21 protein-coding genes are annotated in these 24295 nt (G+C 72.2%); 6 read left to right on the top strand and 15 right to left on the bottom strand.

What is annotated here, in order from left to right:
* Window positions 1–140 precede the first annotated feature (140 nt).
* The 6 genes from IW249_RS26985 to IW249_RS26960 form a co-directional block, all read right to left on the bottom strand.
* A complete protein-coding gene (locus IW249_RS26985; protein ID WP_196923318.1) occupies window positions 141–668 on the bottom strand; it encodes an NUDIX domain-containing protein in 528 nt (175 codons plus the stop codon).
* Between the two features lie 107 nt (window positions 669–775).
* Complete coding sequence (locus tag IW249_RS26980) at window positions 776–1417, bottom strand: SRPBCC family protein (protein ID WP_196923317.1); 642 nt, start codon at window positions 1415–1417, stop codon at window positions 776–778.
* Window positions 1417–1782, bottom strand: coding sequence for an ArsR/SmtB family transcription factor (locus tag IW249_RS26975; protein WP_196923316.1), 366 nt, complete (start codon window positions 1780–1782; stop codon window positions 1417–1419). The genes IW249_RS26980 and IW249_RS26975 overlap by 1 nt, the downstream gene beginning before the upstream one ends.
* A gap of 28 nt (window positions 1783–1810) precedes the next feature.
* Entirely contained in the window at window positions 1811–3901 is a 2091-nt protein-coding gene (locus tag IW249_RS26970; protein WP_196923315.1) for a xanthine dehydrogenase family protein molybdopterin-binding subunit, read from the bottom strand.
* Complete coding sequence (locus IW249_RS26965) at window positions 3898–4881, bottom strand: FAD binding domain-containing protein (protein ID WP_196923314.1); 984 nt, start codon at window positions 4879–4881, stop codon at window positions 3898–3900. Before IW249_RS26965 ends, IW249_RS26970 begins: the two co-directional genes overlap by 4 nt.
* Complete coding sequence (locus tag IW249_RS26960) at window positions 4878–5372, bottom strand: 2Fe-2S iron-sulfur cluster-binding protein (RefSeq protein WP_196924977.1); 495 nt, start codon at window positions 5370–5372, stop codon at window positions 4878–4880. The genes IW249_RS26965 and IW249_RS26960 overlap by 4 nt, the downstream gene beginning before the upstream one ends.
* 126 nt (window positions 5373–5498) lie before the next feature.
* Between IW249_RS26960 and IW249_RS26955 the strand changes: the two genes are divergently transcribed.
* Window positions 5499–6107, top strand: coding sequence for a nucleotidyltransferase family protein (locus tag IW249_RS26955; protein ID WP_307788719.1), 609 nt, complete (start codon window positions 5499–5501; stop codon window positions 6105–6107).
* On the opposite strand, the gene IW249_RS26950 is transcribed toward IW249_RS26955, so the two are convergent.
* The 5 genes from IW249_RS26950 to IW249_RS26930 form a co-directional block, all read right to left on the bottom strand.
* Window positions 6067–6735 carry a TMEM175 family protein gene (locus tag IW249_RS26950; protein WP_196923313.1) on the bottom strand — a complete coding sequence of 223 codons (669 nt, stop codon included), beginning with the start codon at window positions 6733–6735 and terminating at the stop codon, window positions 6067–6069. The genes IW249_RS26955 and IW249_RS26950 overlap by 41 nt on opposite strands.
* Window positions 6736–6844: 109 nt before the next feature.
* On the bottom strand, window positions 6845–8221 hold the full coding sequence (locus IW249_RS26945) for a GH1 family beta-glucosidase (RefSeq protein ID WP_196923312.1): 1377 nt from the start codon (window positions 8219–8221) through the stop codon (window positions 6845–6847).
* A gap of 29 nt (window positions 8222–8250) precedes the next feature.
* Complete coding sequence (locus tag IW249_RS26940) at window positions 8251–9090, bottom strand: carbohydrate ABC transporter permease (protein ID WP_091398610.1); 840 nt, start codon at window positions 9088–9090, stop codon at window positions 8251–8253.
* The gene (locus IW249_RS26935; protein ID WP_196923311.1) at window positions 9083–10075 is read right to left on the bottom strand and encodes a carbohydrate ABC transporter permease; all 993 of its coding nucleotides are present in this window, start codon (window positions 10073–10075) and stop codon (window positions 9083–9085) included. Before IW249_RS26935 ends, IW249_RS26940 begins: the two co-directional genes overlap by 8 nt.
* A gap of 70 nt (window positions 10076–10145) precedes the next feature.
* On the bottom strand, window positions 10146–11444 hold the full coding sequence (locus IW249_RS26930; RefSeq protein WP_091398604.1) for an ABC transporter substrate-binding protein: 1299 nt from the start codon (window positions 11442–11444) through the stop codon (window positions 10146–10148).
* A 235-nt stretch (window positions 11445–11679) separates the two neighbouring features.
* Here IW249_RS26930 and IW249_RS26925 point away from each other — a divergent pair, with 235 nt between their 5' ends.
* Together IW249_RS26925 and IW249_RS26920 are read left to right on the top strand one after the other, a co-directional pair.
* Complete coding sequence (locus IW249_RS26925; RefSeq protein WP_196923310.1) at window positions 11680–12879, top strand: ROK family transcriptional regulator; 1200 nt, start codon at window positions 11680–11682, stop codon at window positions 12877–12879.
* A 227-nt stretch (window positions 12880–13106) separates the two neighbouring features.
* Window positions 13107–15737: a discoidin domain-containing protein gene (locus IW249_RS26920; protein ID WP_196923309.1), complete on the top strand. Its 2631-nt coding sequence runs from the start codon at window positions 13107–13109 to the stop codon at window positions 15735–15737.
* Between the two features lie 109 nt (window positions 15738–15846).
* Here the strand turns inward: IW249_RS26920 and IW249_RS26915 are convergent, their stop codons facing one another.
* Window positions 15847–17169 carry a flavin monoamine oxidase family protein gene (locus IW249_RS26915; protein ID WP_196923308.1) on the bottom strand — a complete coding sequence of 441 codons (1323 nt, stop codon included), beginning with the start codon at window positions 17167–17169 and terminating at the stop codon, window positions 15847–15849.
* A 281-nt stretch (window positions 17170–17450) separates the two neighbouring features.
* On the opposite strand from IW249_RS26915, the gene IW249_RS26910 reads away from it, so the two are divergent.
* Both IW249_RS26910 and IW249_RS26905 read left to right on the top strand, forming a co-directional pair.
* Window positions 17451–17807 carry a YciI family protein gene (locus tag IW249_RS26910; RefSeq protein WP_196923307.1) on the top strand — a complete coding sequence of 119 codons (357 nt, stop codon included), beginning with the start codon at window positions 17451–17453 and terminating at the stop codon, window positions 17805–17807.
* A 2-nt stretch (window positions 17808–17809) separates the two neighbouring features.
* The gene (locus tag IW249_RS26905) at window positions 17810–19030 is read left to right on the top strand and encodes an RNA polymerase sigma factor (RefSeq protein WP_196923306.1); all 1221 of its coding nucleotides are present in this window, start codon (window positions 17810–17812) and stop codon (window positions 19028–19030) included.
* Here the strand turns inward: IW249_RS26905 and IW249_RS26900 are convergent.
* Window positions 18984–20645: a DUF885 domain-containing protein gene (locus IW249_RS26900; protein WP_196923305.1), complete on the bottom strand. Its 1662-nt coding sequence runs from the start codon at window positions 20643–20645 to the stop codon at window positions 18984–18986. The genes IW249_RS26905 and IW249_RS26900 overlap by 47 nt on opposite strands.
* Window positions 20646–20741: 96 nt before the next feature.
* Here IW249_RS26900 and IW249_RS26895 point away from each other — a divergent pair, with 96 nt between their 5' ends.
* The gene (locus tag IW249_RS26895) at window positions 20742–21875 is read left to right on the top strand and encodes a carboxylate-amine ligase (RefSeq protein ID WP_196923304.1); all 1134 of its coding nucleotides are present in this window, start codon (window positions 20742–20744) and stop codon (window positions 21873–21875) included.
* A gap of 26 nt (window positions 21876–21901) precedes the next feature.
* Here the strand turns inward: IW249_RS26895 and IW249_RS26890 are convergent, their stop codons facing one another.
* Both IW249_RS26890 and IW249_RS26885 read right to left on the bottom strand, forming a co-directional pair.
* Window positions 21902–23686 carry an N-acetylglutaminylglutamine amidotransferase gene (locus IW249_RS26890; protein WP_196923303.1) on the bottom strand — a complete coding sequence of 595 codons (1785 nt, stop codon included), beginning with the start codon at window positions 23684–23686 and terminating at the stop codon, window positions 21902–21904.
* 98 nt (window positions 23687–23784) lie between these two features.
* Window positions 23785–24216 carry a MarR family winged helix-turn-helix transcriptional regulator gene (locus IW249_RS26885; protein ID WP_196923302.1) on the bottom strand — a complete coding sequence of 144 codons (432 nt, stop codon included), beginning with the start codon at window positions 24214–24216 and terminating at the stop codon, window positions 23785–23787.
* Window positions 24217–24295: the final 79 nt, after the last annotated feature.

Genomic DNA, 24295 nt, shown 5'->3' with positions numbered 1-24295 from the left:
CGAGCGGTCCCGGCTCTGCCCTGCCCTGCAAGATCCTGCTCGATCCAGGAAGTAGTGGCCTCGGCGAGCGTTGATGCCACTACAACAAGGATCGAGCACGATCTTCCGCCGCTGGGCCGGCGGTGAATCGGGCGGCGGGGTCAGGCGGTGAGGTCAGACGGGGGAGCGGGGGTGAGGAAGTCGGCGAGTACCCGGGTGTGGGTGGAGAAGGCCAACTCGACCGGGTCGGTGAGCACCAGCCACTCGGTCGCCTCCTCGGTCGGCGCCGACGGTGGCAGGTCCTCGGCCGCCCGCTCGGGCAGCACTCCGAAGACCATCATCGTCCCGCCCGCGGGTGCGCCGTGCACCGCGAACAGGCGGGCGTCCTCGGCCGCCGCGATCAGGCCGGTCTCCTCCCGCAGCTCACGGACGAGCGCGTCGGACCACTCCTCGCCGTACTCGATGAAGCCGCCGGGCAGCGCGAGCAGGCCGCGGGCCGGCTCGATGTCCCGGCGGACCACCACCACACCCAGGCCCTCGGCCGTGCGGACCGGCAGCACCGCGACCGCCACCGGCAGCGGGTTGCGCCAGATGGTTTCGCCGCAGACCGCGCAGACCCGCGGCCATCCGGCGGCCGCCGGGTAGGCGGCGCCGCAGTAGGAGCAGTGCGAGTACGGCGTGCCGGTCATGCCGCAGCACGTTACTCCGACGCTCACTCAGACCGCCGCGCCGCCGCCCCTGCGCTGGCCGTTGCCCGGGGCCCGCTGCGCCGTCGGCCCGCTGCGCCGTCGGGCGCTCAGGCTGCCGGGGCGCCGGTGTAGAAGGCGGTGGTGCGTTCGGCGGCGGCCTTCGCCTCGTCGGCGTCGGTGCCGGCGGCGATGCTCGCCTCGCACCACAGCTGGCTGCTCAGCTCCATGGCCCGCCGTCCCTCGTCGGAGGCGGTCCACTCGGCGCCCTGCTCCGGGGTGATCCCGCTGCCGTCGCCGGCCAGGTGGGAGGCGAGGCCGAGCAGCCCGAGGTCCCAGCCGACGCCGACCGCGCCCGGCCCGAACTGGGCCCACCGGTCCTGGTCGACGTGGGCGATGTGGTCCAGGTCGAAGCGGGTCCGCTCGTCGTCGATCGGGGTGAGGCGTACCTCGATCCAGCTCACCTCGCCGCCCATCTCCCAGGTGGCGGTGAAGCGGTGCGGCGGCTCGCAGCTCTCGACGGTGCCGCCGGCGTTGCCCTGGAGCTGGTACGTGCCGCCCAGCCGCAGGTCGCCGGAGATCGGCAGGAACCAGCGCGGGATGCGCTCGGCGCTGGTGCAGGCGTCCCACAGATCCTCGACCGTCGCCTGGTAGGTCTGGCTGATCGTGGTGACCCGCGCCTCGCCGGCCTCCAGGGTGCGGCTGCCGACCTTCCGCTGCACGGCGTTGATCTGCTCGGTGGCGTCGAACATCAGGTGTTCCTCTCGTCGGGTGGGTCGGCGGGCCCGCGCAGCCGACGCTCGCGTCGGCCCCGGGCCAGCTCGGTGGCGAGTGCCGCCAGGGGTGGGGTCCAGAACCGGCGGAAGTGCTCCAGCCAGCCGTCGACCTCGCGCAGTGGGCGTGGGTCGACCGCGTAGAGCCGCCGGGTGCCCTCCGGCCGCACGGTGGCGAAGCCGTTGTCGCGCAGCACCTTGAGGTGCTGGGACACGGCGGGCTGGGAGATGCCGAACTCCTCGCGGATGACGGTGCTGACCGCACCGGCGGTCTGCTCGCCACCGGCGAGCAGTTCCAGGATGCGGCGCCGGACCGGATCGCCCAGCACGTCGAAGGCGTGCACGTCGACAGTTGTATCACCATCGGCTTATTTAAGCCAAGTCTGATACTCCGATGAGCTTGTCCAGCCGGATCGGCAGCTCCCGGATCCGTACGCCGGTCGCGTGGTGCACTGCGTTGGCGACCGCCGCAGCGGCGCCGACGATGCCGATCTCGCCGAGGCCCTTCACCCCGGCCGGGTTCAGCTCGTCGTCGCGCTCGTCCAGCCAGTACGCCTCGATGGACTCCACGTCCGCGCAGCCGGTGATGTGGTACGTGGCCAGGTCGTGGTTGACCCAGTCGCCGTACCGCTCGTCGAGCAGCCCCTCCTCGTGCAGCGCCATCGACAGCCCCATCGTCATCCCGCCGATCAGTTGGCTGCGCGCCGTCGTCGGGTTCACCACCCGCCCGGCCGCGAACACGCCGAGCATCCGGTTCAGTCGTACCTCGCCGGTGTCCGCGTCGACCCGTACCTCGACGAAGTGCGCCCCGTACGCGTACCGGGGCAGCGCGGGCTGCCCGCCCACCTCCTCGGTGGTGTCCGCCTCGGCGGTCACCTCGCCGGTCGGCGGCCCGCCGTCGCGCAGTTTCTCGCGCAGCGCCTGCGCGGCGCGTATCACCGCCCAGCTCCAGCTGGCGGTCCCCATCGAGCCGCCGGCCAGCGCCGCCGCCGGCAGCGCGCTGTCCCCGATCCGGATCTCCACCTTCTCCGGCGGCACCCCGAGGGCGTCGGCGGCCACCTGCCAGATCGCCGTCCGGGCGCCGGTGCCGATGTCGGTGGCGTTGATCTGGACCAGGAAACTCCCGTCGGGTCGGGCGGTGGCCGTCGCCGTGGACGGCCGGGCCCGGGCCGGGTAGCTCGAACCGGCCACCCCCGTCCCGATCAGCCAGCGTCCGTCGCGCCGGGACCGGGGCGACGGATCACGGCCGGCCCAGCCGAAGCGCTGTGCGCCCTCGCGCAGGCAGGCCACCAGGTTGCGGCTGGTGAACGGGCGCCCCTGGTCGGGGTCGACAGCGGTGTCGTTGCGGATGCGCAGCTCCACCGGGTCGATGCCGACGGCGATGGCCAGCTCGTCCACAGCGGACTCCAGCGCGTACGCGCCGGGACACTCGCCGGGGGCGCGCATCCAGAACGGCGTGGGTACGTCGAGGCGGACCAGCCGGTGTGTGGTGCGGCGGTGCGGTGCGGCGTACATGCTGCGGGTGTAGACGGCGGTCTGCTCGGCGAACTCCCGGATGGTCGAGGTCTGGCTGATCGCGTCGTGGCAGATGGCGGTGAGCCGGCCGTCGGTGTCGGCGGCGAGGCGGACCCGCTGGATGGTGGGGGTGCGGTAGCCGACCGGCCCGAACAGTTGCTGACGGGTCAGGGCCAGTTTGACCGGGCGGTCGACGTGCCGGGCGGCGAGGGCGGCCAGCACCACCGAGGCCTTGGCGTACCCCTTGCTGCCGAAGCCGCCGCCGACGTGCTCGGCGACGACCCGGATCGACTCCGGCGGCAGCTCGAACAGCTCGGCGAGGGTGGCGCGTACCGGCGTCGCGCCCTGGGTGGAGTCGTGCACCAGCAGCTGTCCGTTGTGCCACTGCGCGGTGGTGGCGTGCGGTTCCATCGGGTTGTTGTGGTAGGCCGGGGTCCGGTAGGTGACGTCCACCCGCACCGGGGCGGCCGCGTACCCGGCGTCGAAGTCGCCCTCGGCGGTGTCCGTCGGATAGCTGGGGTTGACCTGGTCCGGTTTGTACAGGCCGGGGTGGTCGTCGGTGAGCACTGTGCTGTGCGGGCCGGTGTCGTAGTCGATCCGGACCAGGCGGGCTCCCTCGCGGGCCGCCTCCAGGCTGGTGGCCACCACCACCGCGACGTACTGCCCCCGGTAGTGCACCGCCGGCTCCTGCAACAGCCGCAGCTCCGGCTGCGGGCCGAGCGCCATCCGGGGCGCGTTGCCGTGGTGTACCACCGCCAGCACACCGGGCGACGCCAGCGCGTCCGTCGTGTCGATCCGGGTGATCCGGCCCCGCACCACCGCTGCCGGGACCGCCCAGCCGTAGGTGACCCCGTCCACCGGGTACTCCACCGCGTACCGGGCCGTGCCGGTGACCTTCGCCGGGCCCTCCAGCCGCGGGTACGCCCGTCCGACCGCCCCGGTGGTCACGACGACGCCAGTTCGGTGAGTGCCCGTACGGTGATGGCCCGGGTCAGTGGCAGCTTGAAGCCGTTGTGCCGTAGCGGGCGCGCCTCGGCCAGCTCCGCGTCGGCGGCCCGGGCCGCCACCTCGGGGCTGAACGGACGGCCGCGCAGCTCCTCCTCGGCCCGGTACGCCCGCCACGGCCGGTGCGCCACCGCCCCGTACGCCAGCCGCACGTCGCGGACCACGTCCCCGTCGAGGTCCAGCACCGCGGCCACCGAGCCGGCAGCGAAGGCGAACGAGGCCCGGTCGCGCACCTTGAGGTACGTCGAGCGGCGCGCGGCCGGTAGCGGCGGTAGCCGGACGGCGGTGATCAGCGCGCCCCGGGCCAGTGTGGTCTCCCGTTCCGGGTGGGCGCCGGGGGAGCGGTAGAGCTCGGCGATCGGGATGTCGCGGGGGCCGTCGGTCTCGTGCACCTCCACCACCGTGTCCAGGGCGGCCAGCGCGACGGCCAGGTCGGACGGGTGGGTGGCCACGCACTGCTCGGACCAGTCCAGCACCGCCAGGTCGCGGTTCTGGCCGTGCAGGGCGGCGCAGCCGCTGCCCGGCTTCCGTTTGTTGCACGCCTTGCTGGTGTCCTGGAAGTAGACGCAGCGGGTGCGCTGCAACAGGTTGCCGCCGGTGGTGGCCATGTTGCGCAGCTGTCCGGAGGCGGCGGCGAGCAGGGCCCGGGCCAGCACCGGGTAGTCGCGGCGCACCACCGGGTGGGCCGCGAGGTCGCTGTTGCGGACTGTCGCGCCGATCCGCAGGCCGCCGTCGGGCATCTCCTCGACGGTGTCGAGCGGGAGCCGGGTCACGTCCACCAGCACGTCGGGGCGCTGCACCCCGAGCTTCATGAGGTCGACGAGGTTGGTTCCGCCGCCCAGGTAGGCGGCGTGCGGTTCGGCCGTCAGCACGGCGACCGCCTCGGCCACGTCGGCGGGCCGGTGGTAGCGGAACGCCCTCACGAGGACGCCGTCTCGCGCACGGCCGCGACGATGTGTGGGTACGCGGCGCAGCGGCACAGGTTGCCGGCCATCCGCTCGCGGATCTCCGCGTCGGTCAGCTCGGCGGGGGTGTTCAGGTCGTCGGTAACCGCGCTGGGCCATCCCCGGGAGACCTCGTCGAGCATGCCGCGGGCGGAGCAGAGCTGCCCGGGGGTGCAGTAGCCGCACTGGAACGCGTCGTGCGCGACGAAGGCGGCCTGCAACGGGGACAGCCCGTCCGGCCCGGCCAGCCCTTCGACGGTCACCACCGACCGGCCGTCCACGGTGACCGTGAAGACCAGGCAGCTCTTCACCCGGCGGCCGTCCAGCAGCACCGTGCAGGAGCCGCACTGGCCGTGGTCGCAGCCCTTCTTCGCCCCGGTCAGGTCGAGGTGTTCGCGCAGTGTGTCGAGCAGGGTGGTGCGGTTGTCCAGGGTCACCTCGCGGGACGTGCCGTTGACCTCGACCGTCACCCGGGACGAGTGGCGCTCGTCGGTCGTCGTCGCGTTCTCCGGTCCGCCCTGCACCGGCCCAGACTAGCTTTGTCGGTATATCTCAGGGCGAATAACGCAAAGCCCTTCGTACGGGAGGGGACGACGGTGACCGCCGGACTGCTGCTGGCCGCCGGCGCCGGGCGGCGCTACGGCCGACCGAAGGCGCTTGTCGAGCTGGACGGCGAGCCGCTGGTGCGGCGCGCGATCCGGCTGCTCGGCGACGGCGGCTGTACGCCAGTGCACGTGGTGCTCGGCGCGGGAGCCGACGAGGTGCCCGACCTGCCCGGCGCGGTGCCGGTCCGCCACGACCGCTGGCCCGACGGGCTGGGCTCGTCGCTGCTGCGGGGCCTGGCCTCGCTGCCGGCCGTCGTACCGGCCGTCGTCGTGGTCCTCGTCGACCAGCCACTGCTCAGCCCGGTGGCGGTGCGCCGGGTGCGCGCGGCGTACGCCGGCGGTGCTGTCGTCGCGGTCGCCACCTACGCCGGTCGCCCCGGGCACCCGATCCTGCTGGATCGACGGACCTGGCCGCTGCTGGGCGGGTACGCCGTCGGCGACCGGGGCGCCCGTGGCCTGCTGCGCGACCGGCCGGACCTGGTGGTCGAGGTGCCCTGCGACGACGTCGGGTCCCCGGTCGACGTGGACACCCCCGCCGACCTGCTTCGGCTGTGCCCGGTCAACGACGGGTCAGCCAGCGGGGCAGACCCTCGCTGGTGACCGCGTGATAGGTGATCATGACGATGACGCCGATCAGGCCCAGCAACGGGCTGACGAACCAACCGAGCAGACCGCTCAGGCCGTACAGGATCAGGCCGGTGACCGGTCGCAGCCGCTGCATGCGCACGTACTCGGGGCTGACCCGGCGCTCCAGCAGCGCCGGGTGGCGGTGCAGGTAGCCGAAGAACACCAGCCAGGGGGCCGACATCAGCGCCGCGGCCAGCGCGTACAGGGCGACGGCCGCGCGTTGGTCGTCGGTGTCGCCGTGGGTGAACGCCGACGCCAGCACCGCTGTGGGGAAGGGGATGATCACCGCGCCGAAGAGCACGCCGAGGTTGATCCAGCTCAACGTGAGCGTGGTGCCACGGATCAGCCGCAGCAGCGCGTGGTGGTTGAGCCAGAGCACCCCGATGTAGACGAAGGACACCACGAAGGCCAGGTAGGAGGCGCCCTCGTCGAGCAGACCGTTGAGCAGCTCGCCCTCGTGGTATTCGGGCACCCGCAGCTCGATGACCAGGAGCGTGATGACGATGGCGAAGACGCCGTCGCTGAAGGCCGTCATCCGGTCGGTGGCGGACACCCGCCCCTTGGGATCGGGCTGCTCTACCTCGTCGCGTGCTGCGGACATTGCCGCAGGCTAGCCACTCGGCAACGCGGTCGGTGGCGGTTTCGTCCGATTGGGACGGGAACGGCCGCCCGGGGTCGACACCCCGGGCGGCCGCTCGCGCCGCCCCCGTTCAGGCCACCGGCGTCGCGGTGCCGGTGGTGCGGGCGAGCCGCTGGTGGGCGCGGATCAACTCGGCGTAGCGCAGACCGCTCGCCTTCACCGTCCGGCGCTGGGTGGTGTAGTCGACGTGCACCAGCCCGAAGCGCTTGTCGTAGCCGTACGCCCACTCGAAGTTGTCCAGCAGCGACCAGACGAAGTAGCCGTCCAGGGGAACCCCTCGGGCCACCGCCGACGCGCACGCGGCCAGGTGCTGCTCCAGGTGGTCGGTGCGCTCCTTGTCCTCCACGGTGCCGTCGGCGGTGACCTCGTCCGGCCACGCCGAGCCGCTCTCGGTGACGATGATCCGGCCCGGCCGGTACTCCTCGTGCACGTCGACGAGGAGCCGCTCCAGGCCCGCCGGGTACATCTCCCAGCCCATCGCCGTCTCCACCGAGCCGGGCACCGGCACCTGCCGGGCGTACGGGGCCGCGCCGGTCGGGTCGTCGACCACCAGCTGGCGGAAGTAGTAGTTCACCCCGAGGAAGTCCGTCGGCGTGGCGATCACCGTGAGGTCGTCGCCGCGGACCGGCGGCTCGACCCCGTAGGTGGCGATCATGTCGGCGGGGTAGCCGCGCCCGTGGATCGGGTCCAGCCACCACCTGTTGACGTGCCCGTCGGCCCGGCGGGCCGCCGCGACGTCCTCGGGTCGGTCGGTTGCCGCCTCGATCGGGCTGAGGTTGAGCACCAGGCCCACCGAGGCCGGCCGGGTGGCGTTGGCGCGGATCGCCTGGGTGGCCAGGCCGTGCCCGAGCAGCACGTGGTGCGAGGCGTGCACCGCCCGGGTGAGGTCCCGCTCGCCGGGGGCCATGTTGCCCTCCAGGTGCCCGATCCAGCACACGCAGAGCGGCTCGTTGACGGTGCACCAGTCGGCGACCCGGTCACCGAGGCGTGCGGCCACCACCGCCGCGTAGTCGGCGAACGCCTCGGCGGTGGCGCGCTCCGGCCAACCACCCCGGTCCTGGAGAACCTGCGGCAGATCCCAGTGGTAGAGCGTGACGAACGGCCGGATCCCGTCGGTGAGCAACGTGTCGACGAGCCGGTCGTAGAAGTCCAGCCCGGCGGCGTTGACCCGCCCGACGCCGTCGGGCATGACCCGCGGCCAGGCCACCGAAAACCGGTACGCGTCCACGCCGAGTCGGCGCAGTAGCGCCAGGTCCTCCGGCCACCGGTGGTAGTGGTCGCACGCCACCGCGCCGGTGTCGCCGTTGTCGACAGTGCCGGGGGTCGCCGAGAAGGTGTCCCAGATGGACGGCGCCCGGCCGTCGACGTCGACGGCCCCCTCGATCTGGTATGCCGCCGTGGCGACACCCCAGAGGAAGTCGGGTGGCAGCTTGGACAGGTCGGGCACGGGACGGTTCTCCTCTGGGGTTGGATGACTCACTTGACCGCGCCGGCGGTGAGGCCGGCGACGAAGTAGCGCTGCAGGGCCAGGAACCCGACGACCACCGGGATGCTGACCACCAGGGAGGCGGCCATGATCTGGTTCCAGTAGACGTTGAACTGGGTGGAGTAGCCCTGCAGGCCGACGGCCAGGGTGCGGCTGCCCTCGTCGGTCATCACCGACGCGAAGAGCACCTCACCCCACGCCGTCATGAACGCGTACACGGTGACCGCGACGACGCCGGGCACGGCGGCCGGCAGGATGACCTGGAACAGGGTGCGCAGCGGACCGGCGCCGTCGACCTGCGCCGCCTCGTCCAGACCCCGGGGGATCGAGTCGAAGTAGCCGACCAGCATCCAGATCGAGAACGGCAGCGAGAAGGTCAGGTACGTGATGACCAGGCCGGTACGGCTGGCGTACAGCTCGATGCCGGTGGCGTTGCCCAGGTTGACGTAGATGAGGAACAGCGGCAGCAGGAACAGGATGCCGGGGAACATCTGCGTGGACAGCACCGTCACCGAGAAGACACCGCGACCGCGGAACCGGTACCGGCTCACCGCGAACGCGGCGAAGATGGCCACCGCCACCGAGCAGACCGCCGCGATGCTGGACACCACAAGGCTGTTCACCAGGTACCGGGCCAGCGGCACGGTGCTCCACATGTCGATGAACGGTTGCAGGGTGGGCCGGCTGGGCCACCAGGTGAAGCCGTTCTGCACGTCCTGCAACGGCTTCGCCGCGGAGGTGACCATCACGTAGAGCGGGATGACGACGAAGAGGGTGAGCAGGGTCAGCACGATGCGCCGGCCCCAGCGCTCACCGGCGGTCTCACGCATGGTCGTCCCTCCGACGGTTGGTGATCAGCAGGTAGGCGGCCGAGACGACGAGCAGGAACAGCAGCAGCGCCACCGACATCGCCGACCCGGAGCCGAAGTCCCAGGTCTTGAAGGAGCTGCGGTAGATGTGGATGGAGATCAGGTCGGCCTGCTCCGGCGCGGAGCCGCCGAACAGCACGAACGGGGTGTTGAAGTCGTTGAACGTCCACAGGAACAGCACCAGCAGCAGCACCAGGTTGACCGGTCGCAGCATCGGCAGGGTGACCGACCGCAGCCGGCGCCAGAACCCGGCGCCGTCGATCGCTGCGGCCTCGTACAGCTCGCCGGGCACGTTCTGCAACCCGGCCATCAGGCACAGGAACGCGAACGGCCAGTTGCGCCAGACCGACACCACCAGCAGCGACCAGAAGCTGTTGTCGCCGATCAACCAGAACGGCCGTTCGTCCATCAGCCCGAGCTGGTCCACGAGCACGTGGTTGACCAGGCCGGTGTCGCGTTGCAGCAGGAAGCTCCAGGTGATCACGGCGGCGTAGACCGGCAGCGCGTACGGGGTGAGGAACAGCGCCCGCAGGATCGCCCGTCCACGGAACGGCCGTTGCAGGACGACCGCCGCCGAGATGCCCAGCAGCCAGGCGAACCCGACCGAGAGCAGGCTGTAGGCCAGGGTGATCCAGAACGAGTGCAGCAGTTCCTTGCCGGCGGCGCTGTTCAGGTCGAGCGTCGCCCGGTAGTTCTCCAGCCCGATGAAGGGCGCTGTGGACCAGTCGCGGATGTGGAACTGGGTCAGCTCCAGCAGGCTCATCCAGACCCCGACCACCATCGGGATCACGTGGATGGCGAGTTCCAGCACGACGGCCGGTGCGAGCAGCAGGTACGGCAGGAGCGAGCGGCGGGGGCCGCGGGGCCGGCGGGCCGGCCCCCGGACCGGCGACCCGGCCCGGGGTTCGCGCCGGTCGGCGTCCGGCGCGGTGGTGCTGGTTGCCATCGGGGTCCTCTCGGAGGCGGTGGCCGTGGCCGGGCTCAGCGCCCGACCACGGCCACCGGTGACGCCTGGGTCAGCGCATCTTCTGCTGCGCGTCGGTCAGCTTGGCCTTCACCGACTCCTCGGTGACCGGCTTGCCGCTGGCCGCGTCGGCGAACAACTCCTTCATCGCGGTGCCGACCAGGGTCTCGAAGGTGCTCTCATCGGGCACCTGCGGCAGCGGGGCCGCGGTGGTGACGAGGGTCTCCTGGATGGTCTTCTGCTCGGTGGCGCTGAACGCCGGGTCGGAGGCCGCGGTCTTCACCGCCGGCAGCGACCCGTACGTCTTGTTGAGGATCGTCTGCTCCTCGTCGCTGGTCATGAACTTGACGAAGCTCAGCGCGCCGTCCTTGTTCTTGGTGTGCTTGAAGACCGCCATGTTGATCCCGGCGACCATGCTGTTGACCTTCTTGCCGCCGGCCGGCGGGCTGGCCAGGAACGGCACCGGGGCCACCCCGTACGCGTCGGCGGGCATGTTCTGCGTCTTCAGGTTCGACCCGGCGGACTGCCAGAGCAGCATGGCGGCCTTGCCGTTGGCGAAGTCGGAGACCGACTGGTTCTGCGCGTACTCGGCGTTGCTCGGGTTGGTGATCTTGTCGGCGGCCATGAAGTCGATGTACCGCTTGATCGCCGAGACGTTCTGCGGGGTGTCGAAGGTCGGCTTGCCGGCCGAGTCGAACCACTCGCCGCCGTACTGCTGGCTGAAGGTGAAGGCGTGGTGGGCGTTCTCCGACGGGTTGGCCCCCTCGATCGCCAGGCCCCACTTGCCGCCGGTGCTCAGCTTCTTGCCGTACTCGGCGAGCTGCTCCCAGGTGGTGGGCGGCGCGGTGATGCCGGCGTCGGCGAACGACTTCTTGTTGTAGTACAGGCTGTACGCCATGCTGTAGAGCGGCACGGCGGCCGGAGGCTTGCCGGGGGCGCCGGCGGCGGCGAGCGCGGCGGGCACGATCCGGTCCTTGCCACCGACGGCCTGCAGGGCGGCGTCGTCGAACTCGACCAGCGCGCCGGTTGCCTGCAACGACGCCGACCAGGTGTTGCCGATGTTGACCACGTCCGGGCCCTTGCCGGAGGCGGCGGCGGCCAGCAGGCGGTTGAGCAGGTCCGACCAGGGGACCACCTCGACGGTAACCTTGATCCCGGTCTGCTTCTCGAACTTGTCCAGCTCGGGCTGGAGGATGGTCTTGTCGGCCTCCAGGCTGGCGCCCTGGTTGCTGGCCCAGTAGGTGAGCGTCTTCGGCGATGCGGCGGAGTCGTCGCCGGAGCCACCGCAGGCGGTCAGCGAGGCGGCCGCCAGTACGGCGGCGGTGAATATCCCGAGGTGTCGTCTCGACACGGGTCAGCCCTTCCGGTGCGTGGTGGGGGTCCACCGACCTTCGTCGCCGATAGGGGTTGGGCGACGGTGGCCGGCTGCGGACAGGGTTCGGGGGTGCGCCGTCGGGGTCCGTCGGCGTTTCCCGGGAGTTACATCACGGCTTAATTTATGTCGTCATTAAAGTTGCTGGCCGGTGGGTCGTCAAGCACGAGGCGGTTACAGTCGCCTCGAACGGCCGACGGGAACGAGGTGACGAGTGGAGCTGGCGCGTGCCACCAACCGCAGCGTGCGGCTGCGCAATCGGTCCGCCCTGCTGACCAGGCTCTTCCTGGACGGCCCGCTCACCCGGCAGGACCTGGTGCGCAGCACCGGGCTGAGCCAGCCCGCGGTCAGCAACGTGGTGGCCGACATGATCGACGAAGGGCTGGTCGCCGAGGCCGGCGCCGCCGAGTCCGACGGCGGCCGGCCCAGCATGCTGCTGCGGATCGCGCCCCGCTTCGCCTTCCTGGTCGGCGTGGACGTCGGCGAGACCCGGGTCCGGGTGGAGCTGTTCGACTTCGCGATGACCCTGCTGGGCAGCGTCGAGTACCCGCTCGACCCGGCCCGTACCGAGCCCGACCTGGTGGCCGGGCACGTGCTGGCCGGCATCGACGCGGTCACCGGGTCGGCCGGGGTGGCCCCCGGCGACGTGCTGGGCGTCGGCATCGGCGTCTCCGGCGTGGTCGAGCAGGGCGCCGAGGCCGTCGTGCACGCCCAGGCCCTCGGCTGGGACCGGGTGCCGCTGGAGCGCCTGATCGGCGCCGGCACCGACCTGCCGCTGCACATCGACAACGGCGCGAAGACCCTCGGTCAGGCCGAGATGTGGTTCGGCGCCGGCCGGGGCGCCCGGCACGCCGTCTTCGCCCTGGTCGGCTCGGGAGTGGGCGCGTCGGTGGTGACAAACGGCGCTACCTACCGGGGCGCGTCCAGCAGCGCTGGGGAGTGGGGGCACACCACCCTGGTGTACGGCGGTCGGGCCTGCCGGTGCGGCGCGCGCGGCTGCCTGGAGGCGTACGTGGGGGCGGAGGCGATCATCGACCGCTACCGGGAGGCGCGTCGGGGTCGACCGGTGCCGGGCGAGGACGAGGAGTCCCAGATCGCCGCGCTGGTCGCCGCCGCCGAGACCTCGGCCACCGCCCGACGGGTGCTGGACGACACCGCCGGCTACCTCGGCGCCGGGGTGGCCAACCTGATCAACCTGTTCAACCCGGAGCGCGTGGTGCTCGGTGGCTGGGCGGCGATGGCCCTCGGCGACCTGCTGCCGGCCGTGCGGGAGGCGGCCGGCCGGCAGGCGCTGCGCCAGCCGTACGAGCAAGCGTCGATCGAGCTGTGCCGGCTCGGGGTGGACGCGGTGGCGCTGGGCGCTGCCACCCTCCCGATCGCCCGCTTCCTCACCGAGGGTGGCGTCCGCCGCTGAGCGGGGACGACTGCCGAGCCGTCGGCAAATTACCCAAAAAGAATCCTCGGGATAAATAACGAAGCTATAGATCGATGTCTTGACGCCGTCGCAATCTCGCCGCAACACTCCTACGAGAGCGCTCTCCGACCCGCGACGCCGCATCGGCGGCACCACCCACGGCGCCACGGGGCGAGCCGATCCCATCCGCGCGGCACCCCCGTAACCCCCTATCGACAGGCGATGTCATGACATCTCGCGCTACATCCGTACGCCCGCGTCCCCGGGCTGTGCGGCACCTGCTCGTCGGACTCACCGTGGCCCTGGTCGCGGCGCTCACGCCGACCGGAACCACGACACCCGCGCAGGCCGCCCCCTCCCTGCTGTCCCAGGGCCGTACGGCAACCGCCTCGTCCACCGAGAACGCCGGAACGCCCGCCTCCGCCGCCGTCGACGGCAACACCGGAACCCGCTGGGCCAGCGCGTTCAGCGACCCGCAGTGGCTCCAGGTCGACCTGGGCGCCCGCGCCACCATCAGCCAGGTCAACCTGCTCTGGGAGGGCGCCTACGGCCGGGCCTTCCAGCTCCAGACCTCCGACGACGGGGCCACCTGGACGACGATCTACTCGACCACCACCGGCACCGGCGGCACCCAGAACCTCACCGTCACCGGCGCCGGCCGCTACGTACGGATGAACGGCACCGCCCGGGGCACCGGCTACGGCTACTCGCTCTGGGAGTTCCAGGTGTACGGCGAGACCGGCGGCACCACGCCGACCTGCGGCAGCACCAACGTCGCACAGGGCAGCCCGGCGACCGCGTCGTCCAGCCAGGACGCCGGGCTCGCGGCATCCGCGGCGGTCGACGGCAACCCGGGCACCCGCTGGGCCAGCGCCGCCAGCGACCCACAGTGGCTGCGCGTCGACCTGGGCAGCACCCGCACCATCTGCCGGGTGGTGCTCACCTGGGAGGCCGCGTACGCCCGTGCCTTCCAGCTCCAGACCTCGGCCGACGGGGCCACCTGGACCACCGTCTACTCCACCACCACGGCCACCGGCGGGACGCAGTCCCTCACCGTCGCCGGCAGCGGCCGCTACCTGCGGATGTATGGCACCGCCCGGGGCACCGCCTACGGCTACTCGCTGTGGGAACTGGCGGTGAACACCACCGGCGGCACCAGCGAACCCCCGGTCGGCACGACCGACCCGTACAACCCCAACCTCGGGCCGAACACCTTCGTCTTCGACCCGAGCACGCCGACGTCGACCATCCAGAGTCGACTGAACACCCTCTTCACCCAGCAGGAGACCAACCAGTTCGGCCCGCAGCGCTACGCGGTGCTGTTCAAGCCCGGCAACTACACCGCCGACGTCAACCTCGGCTTCTTCACCCAGGTCGCCGGCCTCGGCATGAGCCCCGACGACGTCAACCTCAACGGCCACGTGCGCGCCGAGGCGTTCTGGTTCGGCGGCAACGCCACCCAGAACTTCTGGCGGGCCGCCGAGAACCTCTCGGTCACCCTGCCCGCCGGGCAGACCGTGGAGCGCTGGGCGGTGTCCCAGGCCGCACCGTACCGGCGGATGCACCTGCGCGGCGCGCAGAACCAGATCCAACTCTGGAACGGCGGCGACGGCTGGTCCAGCGGCGGTCTGCTCGCCGACACGCGCATCGACGGCCTGGTCGTCTCCGGCTCGCAGCAGCAGTGGTACTCCCGCAACAGCGAGTTCGGCAACGGCTGGACCGGCTCGGTCTGGAACATGGTCTTCCAGGGCGTCAACGGCGCCCCCGCGCCGAGCTTCCCCAACCCGTCACACACCGTCATCCCGCAGACCCCCCAGGTCCGGGAGAAGCCGTTCCTGTACGTCGACGGCACCGGTGAGTACCGGGTCTTCGTACCGGCGCTGCGCACCAACTCCACCGGCACCAGCTGGTACAACAAGACCCCGGCCGGCTCGTCCATCTCACTGTCGCAGTTCTTCGTGGTCCAGCCGGGCACCAGCGCCGCCACCATCAACGCGGCCCTCGCCCAGGGGCGGCACCTGCTCTTCACCCCGGGCGTGCACCACGTCACCGAGCCGATCCAGGTCAACCGGGCCGACACTGTCGTCCTCGGCCTCGGTCTGGCCACCATCCAGGCCGACAACGGCGCGGTGGGGATGCGGGTGGCCGATGTGGACGGCGTCAAGGTCGCCGGCCTCATGTTCGAGGCCGGCACGACGAACTCGCCGGTGCTGATGGAGGTCGGGCCGTCCGGCTCGTCCGCGAGCCACGCCACGAACCCGACCTCGCTGCACGACGTGTTCTTCCGCATTGGCGGGCCGCACGTCGGCAAGGCCACCAACACGCTGACCGTCAACAGCGACAACGTGATCGGTGACCACATGTGGCTGTGGCGGGCCGACCACGCCGCCAGCGGAGTGCCGACCGGGTGGACGCTGAACACCGCCGACACCGGGCTCACCGTCAACGGCGACAACGTCACCATGTACGGACTCTTCGTCGAGCACTACCAGAAGTACCAGACCATCTGGAACGGCAACGGCGGGCGGACGTACTTCTACCAGAACGAACTGCCCTATGACCCGCCCAACCAGGCGGCCTGGATGAACGGGTCGACCCGGGGCTACGCCGCGTACAAGGTCGCCGACTCGGTGACCAGTCACCAGGCGTTCGGGCTGGGTAGCTACAGCTACTTCAACGTCAACCCTGCGGTGGTCGAGGAACGGTCCTTCGAGGTGCCCACCAACCCGAACGTGCGCTTCACCAACATGGTCACCGTCTCGCTCGGTGGCGTCGGCACCATCAACCGGGTGATCAACAACGCCGGTGGCACCGCGAACGCGGCCAACCAGCAGGTGTACCTGACCACCTACCCCTGACCGGGGCGCCCGCGTCGGCCCGGTCCTCCGAGACCGGGCCGGCCGGGTAGCACCCAGGGCCGTGGCCGGCCCGGTCCCGCCGAGACCGGGCCGGCTCGGTCGTGCCGGTTCAGCCGGCCAGCACCTCGGCCGCCGCCCGCTCACCGGCGCGCACCGCGCCCTCCAGGTAGCCACTCCAGCGGGTGGCCGTCTCGGTGCCCGCCCAGTACACCCGCCCCACCGGCGCCCGCAGGTGCGGACCGTACGTCCGCCAGGTGCCCGGGGTGAGCGCACCGGAGAAGCAGCCCCGGGTCCACTCGTCGGCCGACCAGTCGTACTCGACGAGGTCCACCGGGTCCTCGGCGCGCGGCCCGACCGCGCTGGCGAACGCCTCCAGCAGGCACTGCCGACGTCGCGCGGGGGACATGCCGCGAAGCGCGGCGGCGTCCGTGGAGTAGCTGAACCCGGTCAGCACCCCGAGCGGCGAGGTGGGGGTGGAGTTGTCGACCGTCTCGGTGAGCGGACCGGCGCTGCTGGTGGCCACCCCGGAGCGCCCGTCGGCCCGCCAGAACGGCTCCGGATAGACGGCGTGCACCTTCAGCGCCGACCCCATCGGCATGCGCTGGGTGAGCCCGTCACGCAGCGGGGGCAGCGGCGGGTCGTACCGGATCCGTCCGGCCAGTGCCGGGGCCAGCGCGACCACCACGGCGTCGCCGTCGACGCGCCCGGTGTCGGTCCACGCGGTCGCGCCGCCGGCGGTCTGTTCGATGGCTCGCACCGGCGCGGCCAGCGTCAGCGTGCCCGGCGGCAGGGCGGTGGCCATCCGCTCCGCCAGCGCAGCCGGCCCGCCCACGATCCGGTCCTGCTGCGCGCCGCCGGCCATCCCCAGCAACGGCCCGGTCCCGCCAGCGCTGCGCAGGTAGAACAGCAGGTGCAACAGGGACAGCTCGTCCGCGCCGGTGGCCAGCAGCCCGCCGGCGAGCAGCCGCCCCAGGTAGTCGGCGGTGTCGTCGTCCCCGGCCGTGGTGGCCAGCCACCCGCCGAGGGTCGTCCGGTCCCACAGGGCGGCATCCGGCGTCGCCCAGGGTGCGGCCGGGTCCAGACGTGCGGCGTACTCGTCGAGCAGGCCGAGCACCCGGCCCACCTGTGCCGGCGGCTCGGCCCGGCGCTCACCGGCCCAGAGCAGTGAGGGCGCGCCGACAGATGCCGAGGCGAAGGTGGCCAGCCCGTGCTCGGCGACCAACGCGTACATCCGGTCCTGGGTCGGGCCGATCCACTGCGCCCCCAGGTCGAGTTGCGTGAGCTCGGGCAGCCACCGGGTCAACACCCGCCCGCCCACCCGGTCACGGGCCTCCAGCACCCGCACCTGGGCGCCGGCGCGGCTCAGCGCCAACGCGGCCGCGAGACCGGAGAAGCCGGCGCCGACCACGATCACCCGCAAGCCGTCGACCACACCGGGGTCTACCCACAACCGTCGCAGGCATGACTACCGGCTCCGGTCGCGGCACTGGCGGACCGTACCCCCGTCCCCCGTTCTTCGTCCTTTGCTCTGCACCCGCCGACGCGCCAGCCGTGCCTGCGCACCCGTCGCATCCGCGGGTGCAGAGCAAAGGACGCCAACACCGGGCCGGGTCGGACGCCGAGAATTTTCCGCCGGCCTGTCGATCTGGGCGGCGGCCGATCGTGTGGAGGATGAGAGGTCGGCGACGGGCCGGCCCCCCGCGAGGAGGAACGATGACGCTGTACCTGCTCAGCCTTCACCAGCCGCAGGGTGAGCTGCCCCCGGACCCGGAGTTTCTGGCCGGGGTGATGCGCCAGCTCGGTGAGCTGCGCGCCGAGTTGGCCTCCACCGGTTCGTGGGTCTTCGGTCAGGGACTGCACGGCCCGGAGACCGCCACAGTGCTGCGCGCCCGCGACGGCGACGTCCTGGTCACCGACGGCCCGTTCGTGGAGGGCAAGGAGTACCTGGGCGGCATCACCATCATCGACGTGCCGGACCTGGACGCCGCCCTGCACTGGGGTCGCCGTTACGCGCTGGCCACCACCCTGCCGATCGAGGTGCGCCCCTTCCAGGGCGGGGCCGGCGACTGACAGTGCCCGACGTGGAGGCGGTGTTCCGCGCCGAGTACGGCCGCGCGGTCGCCGTCCTGGTTCGCCTCCTCGGCGACATCGACCTCGCCGAGGAGGCCGTCCAGGAGGCTTTCGTCGTCGCGGTGGCGCGCTGGCCGACGACCGGCCTGCCGCCCAGTCCGGCCGGCTGGATCATCACCACGGCCCGGAACCGGGCGATCGACCGGCTGCGCCGCGACGCGTCCCGGGTCGACCGGCACGCCCAGGCGGCCCTGTTGTTCGCCGCCGACAGTCCCGTCGAGGAGGGACCGGTGCACGACGACCGGCTACGGCTGATCTTCACCTGCTGCCATCCGGCGCTCGCCCCGAGCACCCGGGTCGCCCTCACCCTGCGGCTGCTCGGCGGACTGGGCACCGCCGAGATCGCCCGCGCCTTCCTGGTGCCGGAGCCGACCATGGCGCAGCGGCTGGTCCGTGCCAAGTCGAAGATCCGGAACGCTCGGATCCCGTACCGCGTGCCGCGCGACGCCGACCTGCCCGACCGGCTGCACGCGGTTCTCGCGGTGCTCTACCTGATCTTCAACGAGGGGTACACGGCCAGCGCCGGGCGACAGCTGGTCCGCGCCGAGCTGTGCGTCGAGGCGATCCGGCTGACCCGCCTGCTGGTCGAGCTGATGCCGGACGAGCCGGAGGCGCTCGGTCTGCTCGCGTTGATGCTGCTCACCGAGTCCCGCCGCGACGCGCGGACCAACGCCGAGGGTGAGCTGGTGGCGCTGCCGAGCCAGGACCGGGCCCGGTGGGACGCCGAGCTGATCACCGAGGGGCAGGCGCTCGTGCGCCGCTGCCTGCGCCGCGACCGGCCCGGCCCGTACCAGATCCAGGCCGCGATCGCCGCCGTGCACAGCGCCGCGCGGCGCGCCGCCGACACCGACTGGGCACAGATCCTTCAGCTGTACGACCAGCTGACGGTCGTCGCCCCCAGCCCGGTGGTAGCGCTGAACCGGGCCGTCGCGGTCGCCGAAATGTCCGGACCGGCGGTGGCGCTGACCGAGGTGGACCGCCTCGACCTGGTCGGCTACCACGTCTACCACGTGGTCCGCGCCGACCTGCTGGCCCGGCTCGGCCGGGGCGGGGAGGCCGTCGAGGCGTACCGGACGGCCGTCGCCCTGACGGACAACGCGGCCGAACGGGCCTTTCTCACCGCACGCGCGACGGCCCTGAGCGCGTGTCTGCCACCGGGGTAGGCGGGGAGTCGAGGGAAGCTGTCAACTGATCCAAGCCCAGCGAACCCAGCTCCAGCGCGTGACGATGGAATGCGCGCCGGTCGCCGGGGAAGGACGAGCGGCCTGCCAGCCACACGCGCTCACCCGCCTTGTAGGCCAGCGCCTGCCCCGGCCGCCCCAGGTAGCGCCCGAGCTCGGCGGACGCGTAGGGCCCCTGGTGACAGCGGTCCCGCAGCAGCTGCAGCGCAGCATCCGGCGTCCACACTGCTCCGCCACCGGAGGGCATCGGCAGTCGCAGGTGCAGGCCGATGTCGAGCACGACCCGGGCTGCCCGCAGGAGCTGCATGTACAGGTACCCCAGTCGAGCACCCGGCTCTTCATAGAGCCCGAGCTCATCCATGAACCGCTCGGCGTACAGTGCCCAACCCTCCTGACTGCCGGAGAGGCCGCCGAGCAGGTTGAGTCTCTGCCCGAGGACTCCCCGGCAGACCTCGGAGCCGAGGTGGAGGTGGTGGCCGGGAACACCCTCGTGATAGGCGGTGCTGTAGGCGTACCAGGTGGGGAAACTCGTCGCGTCCTCGGGGATGGACCACCAGACCCGGCCCGGCCGCGTCAGGTCGCGCGACGGCCCAATGTAGGCAATGCCGGACGACGTGGTCAACCGCGACTCGATGCTCCGCAGCGGGGCGGGGATGTCGAAGTACACGCCGTCCAGCCGCTCGACGGCGGCTTCCAACAGCTCCTGCAGCCACGCGGCGAACGCCCCCCTGCTGTGCAGGGCGCCGGGTGCGTCGGGGCTGGCGAGCCGGGCAAGCACCTCGGGCACGCTCCCGCCCAGGGCCTTCGCCTCCGCGATCAGCTCTGCCTCAGTCGCTCGGAACTCGTCCCAGCCCCAGTCGTACAGCTCGCACACATCAGGTTGGGCCGCGAGGAAGGCGCGCACCCAGAGTGCGTACCGCTGCTGGCCGAACGCCTCCTCCTCAACGGCCCGCGGTGCCAGGTCTGCGCTCAGCATCTCGGCGAGTTTCTGATACGCCTCTCGCGCGCCCGTCGCTGCGGCCTGCAACGACGCCCGCTGACGCCCCTCGCCGTAGCAATTCACCACTGCCGCATCGTTGTCGATCCAGTTTCGGCAGCGCTGCGTGACGAGCTCCACCTGGCGCCGCGCCGGCAGATTGCCGCGCTCCGCGGCGAGTAGGAGGCTGCGGGCGTACCCGTCCAGAGCCGCGGGGATCGCGGCCATGCGTGCGCCGACACGAGCCCAGGCCTCCTCGAACGCCGCGCCCTCGGCGCCAGGGCCGGGTACCGCGGCCTCGACGGCCTGGCGGATGAGCTGGAGCGGGCCGGTGGCCGCCGCGTGCAGTTCGCGTAGATCCTCGCCGGCGTCGTGGAAGGCGATGCGCGTATGCAGCCGTTCGGCGAGGTGGGCGTGCAGCGGGCCCACGGCCGTCAGTGCGTCGCCCAGGCTCTCCAGCTCGCACAGGGCGCGGGCTGCGAGGTCGGCGCGGGCCTGGTGGCCCTCCGGGCTGTAGTCGGTAAGCGCGTCGACGTCCTGCTCGCCAGCCTCGACGACCGCTGTGCAGGGGTCGAGGCTGGCCATGTCGCACAGGAGCCGATCCGCGAAGTCCTCGATCATTGGAGCAATGCTAGGGCGCTACCTGGCCTCCGCGGGTTTGTCATCGGGGTAGGCCGGGAACCCGAGGCACCGCCGCAGCAGGGGATGGGAGGGGCCATGGCGTACCGTCCGACCGCCGTCGACACCGCACCCGACCTGTCCACCCTCACCCTCGGCGTGGAGGAGGAGTACCTGCTGCTCGACCCGGGCAGCGGCTGGAACCTCCCGGTCGCCGACCAGGTGCTCGCCGCGCTGCGCGGCCCCGCCCGCGACCAGAGCCGCCAGGAGTTCCGGCACAGCATGGTGGAGATGGTCACCCCGGTCTGCGCCGGCCTCACCGAACTGCGCGCACACCTGGTGGCGTTGAGGCGCTCCGCCGCCGAGGCCGCCACGGCGGCCGGGGCCCGGCTGGTGGCGGTCGGCGCCACCCCGGTTGCCGAACCGCACCGGACGGTCCCCGACGAACCGCGGTACCACGCGATGTCACGCCGGTACGGGCCGGTGGCGCACGACCCGGCGGTGTGCGGCTGCCACGTGCACGTCGGACTGTCCGACCGGGAACTGGCCGTGCAGGTCTGCAACCACCTGCGGGTGTGGCTGCCGGTGGTGCAGGCGATCACCACCAACTCGCCACTGCACGACGGGTACGACACCGGGCACGCCAGCTGGCGCGCGATGCAGCTGGAACGGTGGCCCAGCATCGGACCGACGCCGTACTTCGACTCCGCCGCCGACTACGACCGCACTGTCGACCAGCTGATCGCCGCCGGCATCATGCTCGACGCGGCGATGGTCTACTGGTACGCCCGGCCGTCGCCGACGTATCCGACGGTGGAGGTGCGGGTCGGTGACGTCTGCACCGAGGTGGACGACGCGGTGCTCGTCGCCGCGCTGGTCCGGTCCCTCGTGGCCACCCTCGTCGACGACGTACGCGCCGGGGTGAGCGCCCCGGACGTCCGGGACTGCCTCGTCGCCGCGGCGCACTGGCGGGCCGCCCACGACGGTCTCGACGGCGATCTGATCGACCTGCGCGCCGGTGGCACCCGGCCCGCCTGGGCACTCGTCGACGAGCTGATGGCGGTGATCGCCCCGGCCCTCCTGCGCCACGGCGACCTCGGGTACGTGTTGGCGCAGCTCGCCCGGCTGCGCCGCGACGGCACCGGCGCCACCCGGCAGCGGCAGGTGCTGGACCGCGCCGGTGACCTGCGCGCGGTCCTCGACGACCTGGTCGTCCGCACGGCCGCCGGCTGACCGCGCGCGTGCGGCGGACCGATGCCTCAACGGATGTCGTGGGTCTGGAGCCACAGCTCCAGCAGGCCGAGCTGCCACAGCTTGTTGCTGCCGGCCGCCGCCTCCGCCCGGTCCGGCTCGGCGAGCAGGTGGGCCACGTACTCCGGGCGGAACAGCCCTCGCTCGCGCGCGGCCGGCGCCTGCAACGCCTCGGCGACCAGCTCGCGCACCGGACCGTCCACCTTGCGCAGCGCCGGCACCGGGAAGTAGCCCTTCGGCCGGTCGATCACCTCGGCCGGCAGCACCTCCCGGGCGACCTCCTTGAGCACGCCCTTGCCGCCCTGGGCGACCTTGTGCTCCGGCGGGCAGTGCGCGGCCAGGGTGACCAGGTCCTGGTCGAGGAAGGGCGTACGCACCTCCAGACCCCACGCCATGCTCATGCTGTCCACCCGCTTGACCGGGTCGTCCGGAAGCATCAGGTGGGTGTCCAGACGCAGCACGGCGTCCAGCGCGGTCTGCGCCCCAGGTGCGGCTAGGTGCCCGGCGAGCAGGTCCCGGCTGGCGTCGTGCTCCAGCGCGTACGCCGGGCCGACGATGCGGCGCAACTCGTCATGGTCGCGGTCGAAGAACGCGGCGGCGAACGTCTCGGCGGCGCCGTGCCGGGGCGCCTCGACCAGTGGCTGGTGGTAGCCGTAGCCGGCGAACACCTCGTCGGCGCCCTGCCCCGACTGGGCCACCTTCACGTGTTGCGCCACCTGCTCGGAGAGCAGGTGGAAGGCGACCACGTCGTGGCTGCCCATCGGCTCGGTCATCGCCAGCACGGCTCGTCGGACGGCGGGCACCAGGTCGTCGTCGGCCAGTCGGATCCGATGGTGGTCGGTGTCGTACGAACGGGCCACCAGGTCCGAGTAGTGGAACTCGTCGCCGGACTCCCCGTCGTGGCTGTCGAAGCCGATGCTGAACGTCCGCAGGTGTTGCTGGCCGGCCTCGGCGAGCAACGCCACGATCAGGCTGGAGTCCAGTCCACCGGAGAGCAGCACCCCCACCGGCACGTCGGCGACCAACCGTCGGCGTACCGCCGCACGCAGCGCGTCGCCGATCGCGGCCCGCCAGTCGGCGGCGTCCATCCCCGCGTCGGCGGGCTCCCGCACGTAGTCGGGTCGCCAGTAGACCTCCTCGCGGCTGCGCCCGTCCGCCTCGATCACCCGCAGGGTGGCCGGTGGCAGCTTGCGCACGCCGCGCAGCACGGTCCGGGGCGCGGGCACAATGGAGTGCCAGGACAGGTAGTGGTGCAGCGCCACCGGGTCGATGCCGGTGTCGACGTCGCCGGCCCGCAGCAGCGCGGGTAGGGTGGAGGCGAACCGCAGCCGGCCCGGTGTCTCGGCGAGGTAGAGCGGTTTGATGCCGAGCCGGTCGCGGGCCAGGATCAGTCGCCGCCGGACCCGGTCGACCAGCCCGATCGCGAACATGCCGACCAGGTGGTCGACGAACCGTTCACCCCAGTGGGCGTACGCCACCAGGATCACCTCGGTGTCGCTGGTGGAGTGGAAGGCGTACCCGGCCCGGCGTAGCTCCTCGCGCAGCTCCGGGTAGTTGTAGATGCAGCCGTTGAAGACCAGGGCCAGGCCCAGGTCGTCGCGGACCATCGGCTGCCCGCCCGCCTCGGACAGGTCGATGATGGTCAGCCGGCGGTGCCCCAGGGTCACCCAACCGTCGGTGAACAGCCCCTCGTCGTCCGGGCCGCGTGAGCGCATCGCCTCGGTCATCCGGGTGACCGCCGCCGCGTCGGGCGAGTGGCCGTCGAACCGCGCCTCCCCGCTGATCCCGCACATCAGCCGGGCCTCCCGTCACCTCGCCCCCGACCGGTGCCGGCCGGTCCCGCCGACCGGACGGGGGCGCTGGCTACCCGTGCGCGCGGCGGGCAAACCCGTCAGCCGCGCAGGGTGCGCAGGATGCGGGCCAGCTCGGCGCGGTCGGTGTCGTTGAGGTGGCCGAAGAAGCGGTCGGCCTCGGCCCGGCGCGCGGCCCGGATGGCGGTGCTGACGCGGTCGCCCTCCTCGGTGAGCGCGACAAGTGTCGCCCGGCGGTCGCCCGGGTCGGGTCGGCGCTCGACCAGCCCTCGGGTCTGGAGGTCGTCGACGACCTCGGTCGCCGAGCGGGGCGCGATGCGCAGGTGCTCGGCGAGGGTGCCGGGGCGTACCTCGCCGTGGCGGGCCAGCACGCCGAGGGCTCGAGACTGGCTGGGGGTGACATCCCAGGGCGCCAGTGAGTCGCGGGTCTGCCGGCGCAGACGGGACGCCACGGCCCAGAACGTCTCCGCCAGGCTCTCGTCGTCGGCGCTGTCGACGGTGTGCTCGGTCACCGGAATACGGTAGCAGGATATGTGGTTGCTCCCTCATGATGAGGTAACCTCAGCAATATTGCCGACGAAAGGTAGTGCC

The organism is Micromonospora vinacea (genome assembly GCF_015751785.1).
Classification (GTDB): domain Bacteria; phylum Actinomycetota; class Actinomycetes; order Mycobacteriales; family Micromonosporaceae; genus Micromonospora; species Micromonospora vinacea.
This window is presented reverse-complemented; position numbering and strand designations above follow the sequence as displayed.